17 protein-coding genes are annotated in these 19,479 nt (G+C 45.7%); 6 read left to right on the forward strand and 11 right to left on the reverse strand.

Annotated features, from left to right (window positions below; translation table 11 throughout):
• Positions 1-37: 37 nt before the first annotated feature.
• From aspS to A3Q3_RS0107740, 3 genes are read right to left on the reverse strand one after another with little or no spacing between them, the layout of a single operon-like run.
• Complete coding sequence (aspS, locus tag A3Q3_RS0107730) at positions 38-1,825, reverse strand: aspartate--tRNA ligase (protein ID WP_020183012.1); 1,788 nt, start codon at positions 1,823-1,825, stop codon at positions 38-40.
• Positions 1,826-1,848: 23 nt separating this feature from the next.
• Positions 1,849-2,472: a DUF502 domain-containing protein gene (locus tag A3Q3_RS0107735; protein ID WP_025225003.1), complete on the reverse strand. Its 624-nt coding sequence runs from the start codon at positions 2,470-2,472 to the stop codon at positions 1,849-1,851.
• Between the two features lie 12 nt (positions 2,473-2,484).
• Positions 2,485-2,757 (reverse strand): FmdB family zinc ribbon protein, encoded by a 273-nt coding sequence (locus A3Q3_RS0107740; protein WP_020183014.1) that lies wholly within the window; start codon positions 2,755-2,757, stop codon positions 2,485-2,487.
• 204 nt (positions 2,758-2,961) lie between these two features.
• Here A3Q3_RS0107740 and A3Q3_RS14150 point away from each other — a divergent pair, with 204 nt between their 5' ends.
• Positions 2,962-4,395, forward strand: coding sequence for a FecR domain-containing protein (locus A3Q3_RS14150; protein WP_020183015.1), 1,434 nt, complete (start codon positions 2,962-2,964; stop codon positions 4,393-4,395).
• A 55-nt stretch (positions 4,396-4,450) separates the two neighbouring features.
• Here the strand turns inward: A3Q3_RS14150 and A3Q3_RS0107750 are convergent, their stop codons facing one another.
• Together A3Q3_RS0107750 and A3Q3_RS0107755 are read right to left on the reverse strand one after the other, a co-directional pair.
• On the reverse strand, positions 4,451-4,942 hold the full coding sequence (locus A3Q3_RS0107750; RefSeq protein WP_020183016.1) for a single-stranded DNA-binding protein: 492 nt from the start codon (positions 4,940-4,942) through the stop codon (positions 4,451-4,453).
• Positions 4,942-6,336: an MFS transporter gene (locus A3Q3_RS0107755; RefSeq protein WP_026361827.1), complete on the reverse strand. Its 1,395-nt coding sequence runs from the start codon at positions 6,334-6,336 to the stop codon at positions 4,942-4,944. Before A3Q3_RS0107755 ends, A3Q3_RS0107750 begins: the two co-directional genes overlap by 1 nt.
• Before the next feature lie 67 nt (positions 6,337-6,403).
• On the opposite strand from A3Q3_RS0107755, the gene uvrA reads away from it, so the two are divergent.
• Positions 6,404-9,220: an excinuclease ABC subunit UvrA gene (gene uvrA, locus A3Q3_RS0107760; RefSeq protein ID WP_020183018.1), complete on the forward strand. Its 2,817-nt coding sequence runs from the start codon at positions 6,404-6,406 to the stop codon at positions 9,218-9,220.
• A gap of 21 nt (positions 9,221-9,241) precedes the next feature.
• Here the strand turns inward: uvrA and A3Q3_RS0107765 are convergent, their stop codons facing one another.
• The 4 genes from A3Q3_RS0107765 to A3Q3_RS0107780 all read right to left on the reverse strand — a co-directional run bounded on the left by A3Q3_RS0107765 (position 9,242) and on the right by A3Q3_RS0107780 (position 12,215).
• A complete protein-coding gene (locus tag A3Q3_RS0107765) occupies positions 9,242-10,072 on the reverse strand; it encodes an HDOD domain-containing protein (RefSeq protein ID WP_020183019.1) in 831 nt (276 codons plus the stop codon).
• 124 nt (positions 10,073-10,196) lie between these two features.
• Positions 10,197-10,931, reverse strand: coding sequence for a monofunctional biosynthetic peptidoglycan transglycosylase (gene mtgA / locus A3Q3_RS0107770; RefSeq protein WP_020183020.1), 735 nt, complete (start codon positions 10,929-10,931; stop codon positions 10,197-10,199).
• Positions 10,928-11,746, reverse strand: coding sequence for a shikimate dehydrogenase (aroE, locus tag A3Q3_RS0107775; protein ID WP_020183021.1), 819 nt, complete (start codon positions 11,744-11,746; stop codon positions 10,928-10,930). Before aroE ends, mtgA begins: the two co-directional genes overlap by 4 nt.
• A 19-nt stretch (positions 11,747-11,765) precedes the next feature.
• Positions 11,766-12,215, reverse strand: a complete 450-nt coding sequence (locus A3Q3_RS0107780; protein WP_020183022.1) for a rhodanese-like domain-containing protein — start codon at positions 12,213-12,215, stop codon at positions 11,766-11,768.
• 288 nt (positions 12,216-12,503) lie between these two features.
• On the opposite strand from A3Q3_RS0107780, the gene glnA reads away from it, so the two are divergent.
• From glnA to ntrC, 4 genes are all read left to right on the forward strand, one after another.
• Positions 12,504-13,913 (forward strand): type I glutamate--ammonia ligase, encoded by a 1,410-nt coding sequence (gene glnA / locus A3Q3_RS0107785; RefSeq protein ID WP_020183023.1) that lies wholly within the window; start codon positions 12,504-12,506, stop codon positions 13,911-13,913.
• A gap of 146 nt (positions 13,914-14,059) precedes the next feature.
• Positions 14,060-14,578: a DUF4124 domain-containing protein gene (locus tag A3Q3_RS0107790; protein WP_020183024.1), complete on the forward strand. Its 519-nt coding sequence runs from the start codon at positions 14,060-14,062 to the stop codon at positions 14,576-14,578.
• A gap of 96 nt (positions 14,579-14,674) precedes the next feature.
• A complete protein-coding gene (glnL, locus tag A3Q3_RS0107795; RefSeq protein ID WP_020183025.1) occupies positions 14,675-15,769 on the forward strand; it encodes a nitrogen regulation protein NR(II) in 1,095 nt (364 codons plus the stop codon).
• 50 nt (positions 15,770-15,819) lie between these two features.
• Positions 15,820-17,208: a nitrogen regulation protein NR(I) gene (ntrC, locus tag A3Q3_RS0107800; RefSeq protein ID WP_020183026.1), complete on the forward strand. Its 1,389-nt coding sequence runs from the start codon at positions 15,820-15,822 to the stop codon at positions 17,206-17,208.
• Positions 17,209-17,234: 26 nt separating this feature from the next.
• On the opposite strand, the gene A3Q3_RS0107805 is transcribed toward ntrC, so the two are convergent.
• Both A3Q3_RS0107805 and A3Q3_RS0107810 read right to left on the reverse strand, forming a co-directional pair.
• Positions 17,235-17,909, reverse strand: coding sequence for a DUF6445 family protein (locus A3Q3_RS0107805; protein WP_020183027.1), 675 nt, complete (start codon positions 17,907-17,909; stop codon positions 17,235-17,237).
• Between the two features lie 130 nt (positions 17,910-18,039).
• Entirely contained in the window at positions 18,040-19,317 is a 1,278-nt protein-coding gene (locus A3Q3_RS0107810; protein WP_020183028.1) for a porin, read from the reverse strand.
• Positions 19,318-19,479 lie beyond the last annotated feature (162 nt).

The raw sequence follows: 19,479 nt of genomic DNA on the forward strand, positions 1-19,479 counted from the left end.
AAATGCCTGCCACAAAATCTGTGCAAGCAAGCGCATATTAAGCCGCCGTGTTTTGGGTGCGAACGCGAATATGCAGCTCCCTTAATTGTTTCTCATCCACTTCATTTGGCGCATTGGTCATTAAACACTGTGCACGTTGTGTTTTTGGGAAAGCAATTACATCACGGATAGACTCGGCGCCAGCCATCAACGTCACTAAGCGGTCCAAGCCAAATGCTAAGCCACCATGTGGAGGCGCACCATATTGCAAGGCATCTAATAAGAAACCAAATTTTTCTTGCGCTTCTTCTTTGCTGATTTTCAATGCATCAAATACTTTGGATTGCACGTCTGATTTATGAATACGCACAGAACCGCCGCCCACTTCCCAGCCATTGAGTACCATATCGTACGCTTTTGACAGTGCCGCACCCGGGTTAGAAACGAGCAAGTCTTCGTGACCATCTTTAGGCGCGGTGAACGGATGATGCAAAGCCACCCAGCGGTCATTTTCTTCATCGTGTTCGAACATAGGGAAATCCACCACCCACAATGGCGCCCAAGCACGACCATCGACGTGACCTTTATCGTGGCCGACTTTTAAGCGCAATGCGCCTAATGCTTCGTTCACGACTTTCAATTTGTCAGCACCAAAGAATACGATGTCACCGTTCTGTGCACCTGTGCGCTCAATGATGGCTTGCAAAGCATTCACATGAATGTTTTTGACGATAGGGCTTTGTAAACCTTCCTCGTTCAATTTGGTAATGTCATTAATCTTGATGTACGCCAAGCCTTTGGCGCCGTAGATTTTGACGAATTCAGTATACGCATCGATTTCAGAACGGCTAATGGCAGCGCCGTTTGGCACGCGCAGAGCGGCAACACGGCCACCCGCCATGTTGGCAGCGCCCGCAAACACTTTAAAGTCCACGTCTTTCATCACATCTGAAAGCTCGGTGATTTCTAAGGTCACACGCATATCTGGCTTGTCTGAGCCATAACGGTTCATGGCCTCAGCAAAACTCATGCGTGGGAACGCAGCAGGTAAATCGACATTTTGAATTTTCTTGAGCATGCGACGGATCATCTCTTCGACGATGTCCATGATGTCGTTTTCTTCTAAGAAAGAAGTCTCGATATCCACTTGCGTAAATTCTGGCTGACGGTCAGCACGTAAATCTTCATCGCGGAAACATTTGGTGATTTGGAAATAGCGATCAAAGCCAGACACCATCAATAATTGTTTAAACAATTGCGGTGATTGCGGCAATGCAAAGAACTGACCATGATGCACACGCGAAGGCACCAAATAATCACGCGCGCCTTCTGGCGTTGAGCGCGTTAACATCGGTGTTTCTACTTCTATAAAGCCATTTTCGTCTAAGTAATCACGCAGATTTTTAGCCACTTTGTAACGCAGCATTAAATTCTTTTGCATGGCGGGGCGACGTAAATCAATATAACGATGCTCTAAACGCACAGTCTCTGTGAGGTTATCGTCGTCCAGCATAAACGGCGGCGTGAGGGATGGATTGAGGATTTCAATCTCGGTCGCCAACATTTCCACCTCACCAGTTGGAATATTCGGATTCACGGTGCCTTCTGGGCGTGCGCGTACTTTACATACCACTTTGAGCACAAACTCATTGCGTACGGTTTCTGCTGCTGCAAACGCTTCTTTTGTATCTGGGTCAATCACAATCTGCGCCATACCTTCACGGTCGCGCAAATCAATAAAAATCACACCACCGTGATCGCGGCGGCGATGCGCCCAACCACAAAGGGTAACAGTTTGACCAATATGTTCGCGGTTTAAGTGCCCGCAGTAATGTGTACGCATCATAGTTCTTCGTTAATGTAATTAAGTTAATCTGTATAGTCGGTTAAAATTTTTGGCGGTACTTCGTTAGGGGCAACAACCCCCATCGAAATAATATATTTAAGCGCTTGATCTACGCTCATATCAAGCTCAATGACGTCTGATTTTGGCATCATTAAAAAGAAACCGGAAGTTGGGTTAGGCGTAGTGGGCACGTATACGCTGACATACTCACCGTGCAAATGGTTAACTACATCGCCACTGGGGGTACCCGTTAAAAACGCGATGGTCCAACTGCCTTGGCGTGGGTATTGCACTAATAAGGCTTTACGGAAGGCATTGCCAGAATCTGAAAACAAGGTATCGGACACTTGTTTAACGCTAGAGTAAATGGATTTGACCACTGGCACGCGTGAGAGCAAGCCCTCCCACAACGCAATCAACTGCTGCCCGAAAATATTGGTGGCAATTAAGCCGGTCACAAAAATCGTCACCAAGGTCAGCACTACACCAAAGCCAGGTATATCCTGCCCTAAGAACTCTTTTGGGCGCCAAGCGGCGGGTAATAGCAGCAAGCTTTGGTCTAAGGTATTAATTAAAGTGGCCAGCACCCATACCGTGATAATCAACGGCACCAAGACGAGCAAACCTGTGAAGAAGTATTTTTTAATCATAAACAGACCCTAATGGCAGGCGCAACCTGGATTACATGCGGCTGGCTTGGATTCACTTTCTGTTGGTGTTGACTCTGGAGACTTGGTCGATCCGTTATTTTTATTTTTAAAATCAGTGGCATACCATCCGCTACCAGTGAGCTGAAAACTTGGTGCGGATAATTGTTTGGAAAATGCCAAGGTTTGACATTGCGGGCAACTCTCAACGCTAGGTGCACTGACTTTGCGCATCACTTCTTGTTTAAAACCACAACTTGTACATTGATAATCGTAAATCGGCATATGGATGACTATTTATTTTAAAAGATGAATAGATTCGGTGTATTAAAATCAACAAGAGCGCTATTATAACTGATGTTAAGTAATTGTTTCATTGATAATTATTTTATGTTTTATTGATAATTATTTTTAAAGCGTAGTCATGCTTGAAGTGAGGACACGTCGATGAAAAGCCTTCAGCACGCTCTTACTGACATTGGATGGTTAATGATTGCCTTAATGCTGCCACCGCTGGCAGCGGCGCAGTCCGCAGGCACTATTTTGTTTAAAAGCGGCAATGCCATCATCACGCGCGCAGATCAATCTGTGCACCCCATACTTCAGCACGATGCCGTACTTAATGGCGACACCATAGACACTAAAGATGGGCGCGTACAAATCGAGTTTATTGATGGCGGAAAAATTTCACTACAGCCCGAAACCATCTATAAAATCAATCAATACAGCTTCTCTGGCGCACAAGACGGCACAGAGTACGCCTTTACCGAGCTAATTAAAGGCGGGTTGCGCGCAATCAGCGGATTGATTGGCCATCAAACACCTGACCGCTATCAACTTGCTACGCCAGTGGCCACCATCGGCATCCGCGGCACGCAATTCACTGCTATATTTTTGGGCAATAAGCTCGTCATGACCACCCAACAAGGCAGTGTGGATGTATGTAATGCCGGCGGCTGCCGCAATGCCATTGCGGGGCAATCCATCAGCACATCAAGCAAACAAAGCCAGCCAGAGCATACGCATGAAACGGCCAACATTAGCACCGCACCACCTTCAGTCAGCAAACCCGTGTTTGTACAGGCCGAGCACTTAGGTAAAGACAGGATCAGTGCCGTGGTCACGGACAGCGTGACGCAAGCCTCGCTCACCGACCTTTCTGGCACCGGCAATAATCCACCAGGCACACCGCCAGATCTGAATGCACCAACCACCAACACTCAAACGGATATTTTGCTTAGCGGCATTATGCAGCAGGGAGCAGTTAACTACGCCTTGCTGGATGGCACACTTGCCAGCAACGCCAACAACAATCTCAGCCGTTACCAAACGCAAGACATAGACTTACAATTGATTGCCGCCAACCTTAATGACTTTTATAGCGATGCCTTTGTCAGCATGGGACAAGTCAGGGGCAGCATCAACAATCAGAATGTTGGATTGCTCAGCTATATTGCTGGTGACGCAACACAGCCCGCAAACCTGTTGCAGCTCGCTAATCTGAACACACCCTTGCAATACAACGTGCTGGCCTCTACTGCGCCAGTACTAGGCAATCAAGGCCGAACAGTTGCTATCGGTAACGCAAATACGGTGACCGGAAATTTGAGCGTTAACTTTGCTACCTATGCTTATAGTTACGGCCTTAACATTCCACTCGGCCCACTCACTTACACGCTGGCTGGCAACAATACCTTGATGGCAGGATCGGCCGAATTCGCTAACAATGGCTCCATCACTTCAAACTTCAACAATATTGGCTGTATTGCCGGCTGCAATGGCGTGATGCGAGACGCCAGCGGCAATCCGGCCACCATTGTCGGGAGGTTCATTGGACCTGCTGCCGAGCGGGCAGGCATTCAATATGGGCTTAATATCGGCCAGACACATGCACTGACGGGCAGCATTGTGCTTGGCAGGTAGCCTCCAGCAAAAAGCCCACAACATGTGTGGGCTTTTATTCATACACGCTATCCAATTAAAACGGGATATCGTCATCAAAGTCATCAAAATTGCTACCACCCGCTGGCTTTGCTGCAGGCGCTTGTGCAGGTGCGCTGGCTCTTGGCGGTGCTTGGCTGTAGTCCTCTGGTCCTGAGCCTTGTCCCATATCACCATCATAGCTGGCACTGCCGCCATCACGACCACTGCCCAGCATTTGCATTTGGTCTGCCACGATTTCAGTGGTGTAGCGTGTCACACCATCTTTTTCCCATTTACGCGTTTGCAAACGGCCTTCGACATATACAGGGCGACCTTTTTTCAAATACTCACCCGCAATTTCAGCCAAACGACGGTACATGACAATATTGTGCCATTCCGTTTTTTCTTGTTTTACGCCGGATTTATCTTTCCAATTATCCGTAGTGGCAATACTAAAGTTAGCTACCGCTTCACCATTCGGCATGTAGCGCACTTCCGGATCGCGCCCTAAGTTACCCACCAAAATTACTTTATTGACTGATGCCATTATTTGCTCCCTATCAGTTTTAATATCGTTTGTTCTGTCTCTATTTGCGTTGCTTCTGGCAATTGATTATTCAATTTCACAATCAACATGTGCTCTTGTGCAATAGCAACCGCTTCATGCACACCGGCGAGCACAGCCACTTGCTGCTGCAAACTGCTCGCCTGTGCGCCGTCAAATCCTTGCATATGATACATCTTTGTCTTCACGCTGAGGGGTGTTTTCATGCCAAGTGCTAATAGAAACCAAATCATCATCAGCGCCGCGCAAAACAAAAACACAGCAGCATAATCAAAGCGATGCGATAAGTAACCGCCCACCGTTGCCCCTAAAAACATGCCAAATGACTGGGCTGTATTATGCACCCCCATTGCCGTACCTTTGGCCGCAGCCGGTGCCATCTTTGAAATGAGTGAAGGCAATGAGGCTTCTAAAATATTGAATGCGACAAAGTACACCACCAATGAAGTCACAATGCCCCAAAAGTGGTGAATGTTGTAGGCAAAAATCAATTGTGCCGCAAACATCAAGCCAACCGCAGCAATAAACACCGGTTTAAGCTTGGCCTTTTTCTCTGCATAAATAATGGCTGGCACCATCAGCAGAAACGAGAGTATCAATACTGGCAAGTACACCTGCCAATGTAAGTTCTCACTCATGCCGCTCGTCTCTTTTAACGCGAATGGCACCACAATAAACATCGCCATTTGCGCGCCATGCAGACAAAACGTACCAAAATTCAAGCGCAGCAATTGGCTGTCTTTCAGCACATCTTTCATCAGGCTAGGCGCCGCTTGTGCATCTGAGTGAAACCCGCTGTGCAACGGCGTGGGCACTGCATATTTGACCACCAAAATTGCCAGTAAAGAAAGAACACCCGTCATCCAGAAAATACCCGGAACGCCAATCCATTGATTGAAAATAGGCCCGGCTACCAGCGACACCGCAAACGTCAAACCGATCGTGGCGCCTATCATGGCCATGGCTTTGGTACGGTGTTCTTCACGCGTGGAGTCTGCCACCAGCGCTGTCACCACAGCGGAAATAGCACCCGCACCCTGAATGGCACGCCCAAGAATCACGCCATAAATAGTGTGTGAAAGCGCGGCAACCACGCTACCCACTGCAAATAAAATCAGGCCAACATAAATTAAACGTTTGCGACCAAAACGATCTGAAGCCATGCCGAAAGGCAATTGCAATAGCACTTGCATCAAACCATAGGCACCCAGCGCTAAACCGATAAGTGTGTGGTTACTACCACCCTCTAATTTTTCTGCGTAAATGGCAAAAATGGGCAAAATCAAAAACATGCCCAACATACGTAAACCGTAAATGGAAGCCAAACTGACTGTCGCGCGAAGTTCTGTGCGCGTCATTTTTTCTGAAAACTGCATTAATATTTGGAAGTCTTTCGAATAATTGCGTATATTATCAGGTTGCCTCACTTTTCGTTAAAGTATCATGGAATTTATTAAAATCCGCGGTGCGCGCACCCACAATCTCAAGAACGTTTCACTGGATATTCCGCGTAATCAACTGGTAGTGATTACTGGCTTATCCGGCTCCGGGAAATCTAGCTTAGCCTTCGATACGCTATACGCTGAGGGACAACGCCGCTACGTGGAAAGTTTGTCTGCTTACGCACGCCAATTCTTGGCACGCATGGACAAGCCGGATGTCGATCTCATTGAAGGCTTATCGCCCGCCATTTCCATTGAGCAAAAATCCACCTCGCACAACCCGCGCTCTACTGTGGGTACCGTTACAGAGATTCATGACTACTTAAGATTACTATTTGCGCGTGCCGGCGACCCTGAATGCCCTGATCACGGCATTAAGCTAGAAGCACAAACTGTTTCGCAAATGGTAGATGCCATTTTGAAATTGCCCGAAGACACCAAACTGATGGTGTTGGCACCAGTGGTGTCTAACCGTAAAGGTGAGCAATTAGATTTATTTGACGAACTCAAAGCACAAGGCTTTGTACGCTTACGTGTTGACGGCAAAATTTATGAAATGGATGCGTTGCCGCAGTTAGCTAAAACCACCAAACATAGTGTAGACGTAGTGGTGGATCGCTTAAAAGTACGCGAGGATATGAAACAACGGATTGCGGAATCTATCGAGACCGCGCTACGCTTGGCCGATGGCAAAGCCATCGCCTTGGAGATGGATAACGAGAAAGAACACTTATTCTCAGCCAAATTCTCTTGCCCGGTTTGTGATTACTCACTTGCTGAATTAGAGCCTCGCCTATTCAGCTTTAACAATCCCATGGGCGCATGTCCGAAATGTGATGGTTTAGGCAATGTCACTTTCTTTGATCCAAAGCGGGTCGTGGCATTTCCGCATCTATCGCTCGCCAGTGGCGCCATTAAAGGGTGGGATAAGCGCAATCAATTTTACTTCCAGATGTTGGCCAGCCTGAGCCAACACTACAATTTTGATTTGGAAGTTGCCTTTGAAGAACTGTCTGAGGACATCCAAAACATCCTGCTATTTGGTTCTGGTAAAGAGCAAATCACATTTAAATACCTCAACGAACGCGGTACGTTTTTTGGTAAAACCCATAGTTTTGAAGGGATCATTCATAACTTGCAGCGCCGATATCGCGAAAGCGATTCCACAGCTGTGCGAGATGAGTTGGCCAAGTACATCAATGCCACCACTTGCCCAGATTGCACAGGCACGCGTTTAAGACGTGAAGCAAGACACGTCAAAGTGGGCGAGAAAAACATCCATCAAATTTGTGAAGTGCCACTTAAGCAAGCACTTACTTTCTTTGAAACCTTACAACTGCATGGCGCTAAGTTGGCGATTGCGGACAAAATTGTAAAAGAAATTGAGAACCGCTTAAAATTTCTAACCAATGTGGGTCTGGAGTACTTATCGTTATCTCGCTCCGCTGAAACGCTGTCCGGTGGAGAGGCGCAACGTATTCGCCTAGCCTCTCAAATCGGTAGCGGCTTAACCGGTGTGATGTATGTACTAGATGAACCTTCCATTGGCTTACACCAGCGTGACAATGACCGCTTATTAGATACGCTCAAGCGCCTGCGTGATATCGGCAATAGTGTCATTGTGGTCGAGCATGACCAAGATGCCATTATGATGGCCGATTATGTCGTCGACATTGGCCCGGGCGCAGGTGAACATGGCGGACAGATTGTGGCAGAGGGTACCCCTGCACAAATTCAAGCCAACCCCAAATCACTCACCGGGCAGTATTTAAGTGGCAAAAAACAAATTGAATACAAAAAAGCACGCACCAAAGCCGACCCTGCACGCTGGATGAAATTGACGCATGCTACTGGCAACAATCTGCGCGATGTGTCAGTTGAAATCCCTGTGGGATTGCTCACTTGCGTGACTGGGGTCTCTGGCAGCGGCAAATCTACGCTGATTAACGACACGCTGTACCGCGTTGTTGCCCAGCATTTGTACGGCAGCAATACCGAACCAGCAGCGTTTGGCGAAATTGATGGCTTAGCTTTTTTTGATAAAGTAGTGGATGTGGACCAAAGCCCGATTGGCCGCACACCACGCTCTAACCCTGCAACATATACCGGCTTATTCACACCGATTCGTGATTTATTCGCTGCGGTACCGGAAAGCCGTGCGCGTGGCTATGGTCCAGGTCGCTATTCATTTAACGTGAAAGGTGGGCGCTGTGAGGCTTGCCAAGGCGACGGTGTGATTCGTGTGGAAATGCACTTTCTACCAGACGTCTATGTGCCTTGCGATGTCTGCAAAGGCCAGCGCTATAACCGCGAAACATTGGAAATCAACTTCAAAGGTAAAAATATCCGCGAAGTATTAGAGATGACAGTTGAGCAAGCGCACACTTTCTTTAACGCGCAGCCTGTGATTGAACGCAAACTAAAAACATTATTAGATGTTGGTTTGGGCTATATCACATTAGGCCAATCGGCCACTACGTTATCCGGTGGTGAGGCGCAACGTGTGAAGCTAGCGTTGGAGTTGAGCAAGCGCGATACCGGCCGCACGCTCTATATTCTAGATGAGCCGACCACTGGTTTGCATTTTGCCGATATTCAATTACTGCTGGATGTGATTCATCGCTTACGCGATGCGGGCAATACCATCGTCATTATTGAACATAACTTGGATGTGATTAAAACCGCAGACTGGATTATTGATATGGGGCCAGAAGGCGGTGACGGTGGCGGTATGGTGGTGGGCGTAGGCACCCCGGAAGCTGTGGCCGAAATTAAACAAAGCTATACGGGGAAATACCTCAAGCCCATGCTTGGCTAGCGGATGCAGTTACGCGCAGTGCTATAAATAGCTTTGTGCTTCGTGCACAAAAATACGGTAGTGCTCGATGCGCTCAATCAATGCATCTGCATCATTCCAGTTAAGTGCCTGCATCACTTCAGCGTCTAACGATGCCGCGATTTCCGCTGCCGTTTTTTCACGCTCGAACTCAGATGCAATATAGACAGCTGCATACACCACTGGCGCAAACTCACTCGCACCCGCTTTAAATGGCTCTACATAATGACGCAACACGCACAAAATCTCTTCCGGAAAGTTCCACATTTTGGCGAGCATCTCTCCAATCTGGCAATGATCAATACCAAGGATCGATTGCTCTGCCGCTTTTCTCTCAAGCACACTGCGACCACGGCACATCTCCGTCACTTGTGCGCCGGCGGCAGGAAACACCAAATGAATAGGCAATTGACCAACGCTGTGCAGCAACCCAGCAATGTAAGCAGTGGCAGCGTCCAAGCCTGAATCACGGCTGATTTGACGGGCAATACTAGCGGTGACCAAACTATGTACCCAGAAATGCTGTAAATTCAGCCCCGGCACATTGGTGAAAGTAGTGGTAACCCCAGAAGCTACTACAAGTGTTGCTACATTTTCTAAGCCTATCAACGCCACTGCATCCTCTACAGTTTTAATACTGCGGCTGCAGCCAAAATAAGCTGAGTTAGACATGCGCAGTACGCGCGCCGCCAACACCTGATCATGATTAATGCTGGCCGCGAGGGCTTTTAAATCCACATCCTCATTGTCGAGCTGTGCGGCCACTTCCTGTACTACTTTTGGTAGCATCGGCATGCGGTTAATCTGATCTAAAAAATTGTCAATTACGTTCATGTTATTGTTGGGTCCATAGACAGTTTGTCCTAAGACTTTAACGCATCTCAATGAATTTAAACCGGATAACAGAGTGGAAAAACCAACTTAGTTTATGACCAAATCAGCTGTATATGGCAGGATACTAAGGTACTTCTGCAAACCGCATACGCGCTTGAATCGTCGCTGTTCTGCGGTTTAAATAACGTGTATTGCGGTGATCATCATAAAAACGTGGGTTGGGCACCATGGCTGCCAGCTTGGCCGCCTGTTGACGATTCAATCCAGCGGCGCTGGTTTTAAAGTAATGTTTAGCTGCGGCCTCGGCCCCAAACACACCATTACCCCACTCAATCACATTCAAGTAGATTTCCAAAATGCGTCGTTTGCTCAGCATTTTTTCTAACATCAAAGTAATCAGCGCTTCTTCTGCTTTGCGCCAAGGTGTGCGTTTACTGGATAAAAATAAATTCTTAGCCAGTTGCTGACTAATCGTGGAGCCGCCGGCCACCAGTTTGCCTTTTTTCAGGTTTTTCTCGTAGGCTTTTTCAATGCCTTCCCAGTCAAAACCTTCGTGGTTAACAAATTTTGCATCTTCGCTGGCAACCAAAGCACGCTTGAGATGGTTGGAAATTTTCGGATAATCTACCCATTTGTATTTTAATTCGGCATCAGGATTTTTCTCCTGAATTACCGCCAAACGGTCTTCCATAAACGCACTTGTGGAGGGGTTGAATTTAATCCACCAGACTATGTGCAAGAAAATCCATAGCTGATAAACAATAATCCACACCAACAGAAATGCCAGTATGCGCTTGAAATAGCCACCCACGCCTAAAGCGTGCGCATTCGGTTTGCTATTGAAAAACCAGCGGATCAAGCGCTTCTCAACTGCTGAATCACTGGCTGTGTACGTGGACGCACACCGCGCCAAATATAAAACGCTTCTGCCGCTTGCTCAACTAACATCCCAAGGCCGTCCGCCACTTCCGCACCCGCCTCTCGCGCTTGTTTCATAAAAGGCGTTTCACGCCCGTACATCATGTCGTAAGCTAAGCAGCCGTTTGCAAATACACTGCTTGGAATAGGCAGGGCCGTATCGGTTAAGCCTGTAGAAGTGGCGTTGATGACAATATCAAATTGCGCATCAGCCAAATCATCGAATGCACTTGCAGTTAGAGAAAATGCGTTATGGTCTTTGGACAATATTTTTTTCACCATTGTTTGCGCTTTATCCACCGTGCGATTAGCAATCACTAACGAAGCCGGCATTTCATTAAGTAACGGTTGCAGCACTCCATCTGCTGCACCGCCTGCGCCTAAAAGAAGTACTCGTTTACCTGCTATCTTGATGCCTAAATTTTGCTGAATGTCGCGTATCAGACCCGTACCATCAGTACTATCGCCACGAATCTCACCACCCAGAAATCTGAGTGTGTTAACGGCCACTTCATCTAAAGCACGATTGCTAGGATAAACCAAATTTAAAGCTTCAAACTTAAATGGCACAGTAACATTCGCGCCTTTATAACCCTGCGCAATCAATGATTGAATTGTCGCTTCAAATCCATCTAGTGGCGCCAGTATCGCCTCGTAACTAATATCCTCACCGGTCTGCTCCGCAAAGGCTTTGTGAATGATAGGCGATTTGCTGTGCCCGATAGGGTTGCCAATCACTGCATACTTATCTACCATCTGTTTTACCTATTGTCGTTTAGTTTGTCCAAGGCAACCCGGCATGACGCCAGCCATTGATCAGCGTGCGCTGTTTCAGGCTATTGGCCTCACCTTCAAAGCCCTCTACCATGTTGTAGGCTTTTTGATAACCGAGTTGTTGCGCCAATACAGCCGCATTATGACTACGGCCACCAGTGCGACACATAAAGATGACCGTGAGTCCTTTATCTATATTCGCCTGTAGTTGCGTTGCAAAATCCGGGTTTGCTACCATTCCAGGATAAAATGCCCATTCAATATGGGTAGATTGCGGTACACGCCCTACCAACTCCAACTCCGCACGTGAACGCACATCCACCAAGGTAGCTTCAGGATTATTTTGTAACACTGCAAATGTTTCCTGCGGCGTCAGCAGACCCGCATAAGCAATCTGATTTTGTTTTGCGCGCTCATGCGCAAGTTCTAAAATTTGAGATGGATTATCCATCAGCACTCTCCCGTTTACATCGCTTAGTTTTATCTGATAGTTTCAAGTATATCGCGAAAATGAAGGCAAAAATTCACCAGACATGCATTGCACTTTTTTTGTGCATAAAATATCTTTACGCACCATTTTGGTTCATCACAAAAATCGCTATTTTAGTGCGTTATCGGTTTAATGCGGTGTTTAGCTATTTTTCGCTGGCACAGTTCCTGCTAATATTACAGCTTAGGATTTTTGTTTTATCTCAATAATAATTCCATCATCAATACACACTCACATTAGGAGAAGGTAATGTCTGTTGCAAATGTAATGAAAATGGTAAAAGAAAACGACATTAAATTTGTTGATTTTCGTTTTACCGATACGCGTGGTAAAGAACAGCACGTCACTGTGCCTGTTTCAGCTTTTGACGAATCAAAATTTACTGAAGGTCACGCGTTTGACGGCTCTTCAATCGCCGGTTGGAAAGGCATTCAAGCCTCTGACATGCAATTGATGCCTGATGCATCAACAGCAAACATCGATCCATTCATGGACGAGCCAACATTAATTTTAACCTGTGACGTTGTAGACCCTACCGATGGTAAAGGCTACGACCGTGATCCACGTAGCTTGGCCAAACGTGCTGAAGCTTACTTAAAATCAAGCGGCTTGGGCGACACTGCTTATTTTGGTCCAGAGCCAGAATTCTTCATTTTCGACTCTATCAACTGGTCTGTAGACATGAGCGGTAGTTCAGTCAAAATCAACTCAGAAGAGGCAGCATGGTCATCTTCAGAGAAATTCGAAGGCGGCAACACGGGTCACCGTCCAGCAGTAAAAGGCGGTTACTTCCCAGTGCCTCCAGTCGATTCATTACATGACATCCGTTCTGCGATGGTGATGACTTTAGAGCAAATGGGCGTGCCTGTTGAAGTGCACCACCATGAAGTAGCGACTGCTGGTCAATGTGAAATCGGTACTAAATTCAGCACATTGACACAACGTGCTGACTGGACGCAAATCTTAAAATACGTAGTATTAAACACGGCACACGCCTACGGCAAAACAGCGACTTTTATGCCTAAACCAATGTTTGGCGATAACGGTTCTGGTATGCACGTTCACCAATCCGTATGGAAAGATGGCAAAAACCTGTTTGCTGGTAGCGGCTACGCTGGCTTAAGTGATTTCGCTTTGTACTACATTGGCGGCATCATCAAGCACGCACGTGCATTGAACGCGATTACCAACCCAGGTACTAACTCATACAAACGCTTAGTGCCACATTACGAAGCGCCAGTGAAATTAGCTTACTCGGCTAAAAACCGTTCTGCTTCTATCCGTATTCCATTTGTACATTCAGACAAAGCACGCCGTGTTGAAGCGCGTTTCCCAGATCCAATTGCTAACCCGTACTTGGCATTCTCTGCATTGTTAATGGCAGGTTTGGATGGCGTACAAAACAAAATTCACCCAGGTGAGCCAGCAACTAAAGACTTGTACCATCTTCCACCAGAAGAAGATGCAAAAATTCCAACCGTCTGTTCTTCATTGGAACAAGCGTTGGAGTATTTGGACAAAGACCGTGAGTTCTTGACGCGTGGTGGTGTATTTACGGATGACTGGATTGATGCTTACATTGGTCTAAAAATGGAAGAAGTGACCAAACTACGTCAAACTCCACACCCAGTTGAATTTGGCTTGTACTACTCTTGCTAATTTCAACATAGTCTTGCTAATCACCGTTTAGCAACGCACTAAAATAGGGCAGCTTAGGCTGCCCTATTTTTTTATATATACATCCCCGTCAACCAAATCTATAATACCTCGTTGCTAACTATAAGACTCTCATCTAAACTATTGGTATGAATAAACAATTTACATTTGTAAGCATTGTAGTTTCTACCCTCATCTGCGCGGTGGCACATGCAGAAATATACAAGCATGTAGATGCTGATGGGCGAATCACTTATTCAAACGTCAAAATCAAAGGCGCCAAAAAACTAGATTTGGAGCCGGCTGATACCAGTTTTGGCAATACTGCAAAGCCTAACGCCAAGTCTTCCGATGAGTCTAAATCTGGCACACCTAGCAACTTTCCAAAAGTAGATTCCAACACGCAAAACCAGCGCGATGCCAAACGTAAAGACATTCTAAAATCTGAATTAGAGTCTGAAAAACAAGCACTTGAGCGCGCTAAGCAAGCCTATGCTGAAGGTCAATCAAACCCAGAGGTCTATCAAGTCAAGAACGCCAATGGCACCACATCTACCTTCCGCAACGTACCCAAGTTTGAAGAGAAAATGAAGGGCCTTCAAGCCGAGGTAGATGCACACCAACGCAATATTGAGCTGCTGACCAAAGAGCTGAACCAAATTAATTAATCGCCGAACCACGCTTTTTCTTTAAGATTAAAGCTGGCTTACCTTTTGCTTTATTACAAGCAACAACACTATTGATTGCTATGTTTTATTAAGTTTATGGTTCAGCATACACCCTCAAATTTTTCTGGCTTAGAGCATCTTGCAACTGCAGTGATGCTACTCGACTCATCGCTCAAGGTGCTTTATACCAATCCAAGCGCAGAGATACTATTTGCGTTAAGCGCCAATCAGATTTCCGGCAACCATATTTCCGAGGTCTTTTTAAACTGCGAAATATTGCAACTGGCCGTAGACAATGCGCTCACCACTAACAGCCCTTACCGCGAACATGAATTTGCGCTCACTACAGTACGCCAGCATTCATTTGCTGTGACCTGTACAGTGACGCCAATCATGTTTGAGAATGTCACACTCATTTTAGAGTTTCAACAAATGGATCAGCAATTGCGGATTGCCAGAGAAGAGCGCATGCTCATTCAACAACAGGCAAACTCAGAATTATTGAGAAATTTAGCGCATGAAATTCGCAACCCATTAGGCGGGCTGCGCGGGGCAGCGCAATTGTTGGAACATGAGCTCCCTCAGATTAATTTAAGAGAATATACCCAAGTCATTATCAAAGAAGCTGATAGGTTGCACAGCCTGATGGATCGCCTGTTGGCACCGCACCGTGTACCGAAGTACGAGCCCACCAATATCCATGAAGTACTTGAGCGTGTTAGAAGCCTGCTATTGGCTGAATCGCCTCACAACATTATCGTACAGCGCGACTACGACACCAGCCTACCAGAGTTAATAGGTGATAGAGAGAAGCTTATCCAAGCGGTCTTGAACATTGCGCGTAATGCGGTACAAGCTATGCAATCAAAAGGTACCGACAGCGCAAAAATTATATTAAGAACACGTTCCGAGCGCCAAGTAACTCTAGCTAGAAAACGTTACCGTGTCGCTATCAAGCTACAAATTATTGATAATGGCCCTGGCATTCCTGTCGATATTCGAGAGAAAATATTTTACCCACTGGTTTCTGGTCGAGAGGGTGGCACTGGATTAGGGTTGGCACTTGCGCAAACGTTTATTACGCAACATCATGGCATGATAGATTGTGAGAGCCAGCCAGGGAAAACATGCTTTACTATATTGCTGCCCATTGAAAGCACCTTACTTAAACATGCGGTCATTACACAGTAATTTTACATACATAATATTAAGAATATTTTTGAATTAACATCGAGAGAAGTATGAAACCTATTTGGATATTAGACGACGACAAATCAATCCGCTGGGTGTTTGAAAAGGCATTAGCACGCACGGATTTAGAGTTTAAGACCTTCTCATCCACGGCTGAAGCGCTCAATGCATTGCATCGAGAGCAACCACAAGTAGTAGTCAGCGATATTCGCATGCCCAATGGTTCTGGGCTAGATTTTCTCTCAGAGATTAAACAAAAATTTCCAGACATCCCTGTCATCATCATGACCGCATATTCCGACCTAGAAAGTGCAGTGGCGGCTTTTCAAGGTGGTGCATTTGAGTATTTAGCCAAGCCATTCGATGTAGACCAAGCCATCGACATCATCAAACGTGCAGTAGACGAAAGCATGCGTCAGGCCGTAGACAATGTGGTGATTGAAGAAACCCCAGAAATCATTGGACAAGCACCCGCCATGCAAGAAGTGTTTCGCGCCATTGGCAGACTCAGTCGTTCACACTCTACAGTACTGATTAACGGTGAATCGGGCAGCGGCAAAGAACTAGTCGCCAGTGCTTTGCACAAACACAGCCCGCGGGCGGATAAACCATTCATTGCGATTAACACCGCCGCCATTCCTAAAGACTTACTAGAGTCTGAATTGTTCGGACATGAGCGTGGCGCTTTTACTGGGGCTGCTGCTGCAAGACGTGGTCGCTTTGAGCAAGCCGATAACGGTACGCTGTTCTTAGATGAGATTGGTGATATGCCAGCAGACTTACAAACGCGCCTGTTGCGCGTGTTAAGTGATGGCCAGTTTTATCGCGTAGGCGGTCACCAACCACTAAAGGTGAACGTCCGTGTCATTGCCGCCACCCACCAAGACTTAGAGGAACGCGTGAAGTTAGGGCTATTCCGTGAAGACTTATTTCATCGTTTAAACGTCATTCGCTTACGTTTGCCTCCTTTAAGAGAGCGCAGAGAAGATATCCCGTTACTCACAAAACATTTTTTAGCGCATAGCGCCAAACAACTAGGTGTTGAACCTAAGCAACTCTCTCAAGCCGCCCTGCGTTACCTCACCTCAGTCAATTGGAGCGGTAACGTTCGACAATTAGAGAATGTGTGTCATTGGCTCACCGTCATGGCACCTGGTCAAAACGTAGATGTAGCTGACTTACCGCCGGAATTGAAAGAAGAGTCGGCCAAGCCATCCAGCTCAGGCACTTGGCAAGAGTCTTTGGCCAAAGAAGTCATGGATGCGCTGAATCGTGGTGAAACCAATATTTTGGATACCAAAACCAAAGAATTTGAGCGGACCATGATTACCAAAGCGTTACAACATACTGACGGTAGGCGTATTGAAGCTGCCAATCAATTAGGTATGGGCAGAAATACGCTCACTAGAAAAATTCAAGAGTTAGGGATAGATGAGTAAAGCCAACACGGATAGTGCAGTGGCTGCTATATCTGAATCGCTTGTGCTCTTTTTAATGGAAACGAGCTGTATTTTTGCGCATCTATCTTGCTAACAAAAAACACCTGCGCTAGCCTTGAGTCCTTTAGGGTTTTACCAAAAAACTCGTTAGCCGCGTGATAATGTCTACCCTCATACAATATTAACGTATTGTATACATTATTCACGCGTACAATCTCGTCAAACATACTGTGATAACTTGTATCCATCACTAGCTTACCCTCATCAAAGCGCTTGTCATTTTCCTTCAAGCACCATTGATATTTTTCTTCATCAAAGCTGGCATTAGGTTTAAACAGCGAAGTGCCTGATTGCAATGGTGCATTTGGTGCTAAATAGAGCACCGCTGCAAATACGGTATTGTGATCCGTATGAATTACCCCACGCCCATAATCTTCCGACACACTCTGGAAGCTTGTTGTAATAGACCAACGCATATAATCATGTTCGGCATTATGAAACAAGGAAATGATTTTTTTGCTTACACTTTCAAACAATGGTTTGTTAATCAGTGATATGTCTTTGGTTCTACATCCAGGAAATACATAGTTAGCATTCTTAATTTGATGCCTAAACTGATATTTCTGATTCAGTGCAAATGTTCTCACACTATCCGGATTGTCGTAAAAGTTTTCTACTATGGTAACTGGATATAAATTCATACAAATAATGATGTTAATTGATTAGTCTATTAGTTGAGGATTACTATCCACATAATAACAAAAACGGCAACCGAAGTTGCCGTTTTTAGTTTATTACTTATTAACTCAAGCAGGCTAAGCCTGCATTAAATTAGAAGAATAAGATTGCGCCCAATGAAACAGTTTTTGATTTACCATCAACATCGCTACCAGCTGGAACGCTACTATTGAAGTTAACTTCATCTTTAGCAGATGAGTACTCAGCAACTAAATTAAGATGCTTTGTAAGTGGGTGATAAACACCAACTGTCCACATACTGTGTTTCCAGTCATCCAAGTAATCAGTAGCTGCGCTGTTACCATCTAATGTAGATTTACCATATGCAACACCTAATTTAGTACCTGCGCCTGGAATTGTGTAAGTACCTTGCACATACCAGTCATCTGAGTCACGTGATTTACCTGAAGCATCGAAACCATCGCGTAATTGAATGATTGTACCTAAGCCATCACCATTACCGTAGTAACCTGTCAAACCAAAGCCAGCAACATTTACTGTTGCGCCAATGTCAAAACCAGTCGCACGGTCATCAGTTAAAGCACCACCATTAACAAAATCTGTTAAATCTTTAACTTTTTGTGTAATACCAGAAACCCATACTTTACCAGCAACATCACCTGTCCACTCGTAGCTAGCTTTAGCTTCGAAAGCTGGAGTAGAACCTGAACGGCTTTGTGAACCTTGAGAGATACCAGCACCAACAGCTGTATCTAATGCTTCTTGAGCATTCCAACCTTGAGTAACGCCAGCTGTGAAGCTGAAACCATTCCAGTTTGGTGATGTGTAAGCAATTTGTGATTTCCAATCAGCATAGATGAAACCTGTACCGATACGACCTAAAGTTGTTGTATTACCAGCTAAACCACCAGCAGCAGAACCAACACCTAATAATGTCATGTCATTCAAGATAGCATCAGAAGCGAAAATGCCTAAATCTTTACCTAGTTTGATAGAACCCCATGAAGCATCACCAAATGTCAAGAATGCTTGACGATTTTCTTGGTTTAATGCTGGTGTACCATTTGAACCGTTCTGAATACCTGAACGAGTTGTTGATGCGCCTGGGTTGATGCTGATAGTGAAACCAACATCTAAGTCGTTTTGACGTGTTTTACCAGAAACTGATAAGTAGTTAGGTAACAAACCAGTAGTGATGTTTGATTGTGAATCATCACCTGATGCTGTATCAGTTACACCACCGATTACTGAAACGTTATCACCGCTTGTTCTTGTGTGTGTGTAGTAAGCGTTAACTACGCCGCCAATGTCCAATGTCCAATCGCCAGCTGGAATTGTGATACCAGCGTTTGCGCTTGAAGCGGCAGCTAATAAAGCTGAAGCAACTGCTAAACTTAATTTAGTTTTCATTTGAATCTCCAAAATATTGTTACTAAAAGTATTGCTACTAAAATCACCCTCATCTTTATAGCTTTTTTTATCAATCGCTAAAAAACAAGAAAGTTCGCGAACTCACTCCACAAACAAATGTATTTGTTCTTAAGGAAGGTGATGAAAGTATGCCAAAGGCTA

It is taken from the genome of Methylotenera sp. 1P/1 (assembly GCF_000384355.1).
In the GTDB taxonomy this organism is placed as follows: domain Bacteria; phylum Pseudomonadota; class Gammaproteobacteria; order Burkholderiales; family Methylophilaceae; genus Methylophilus.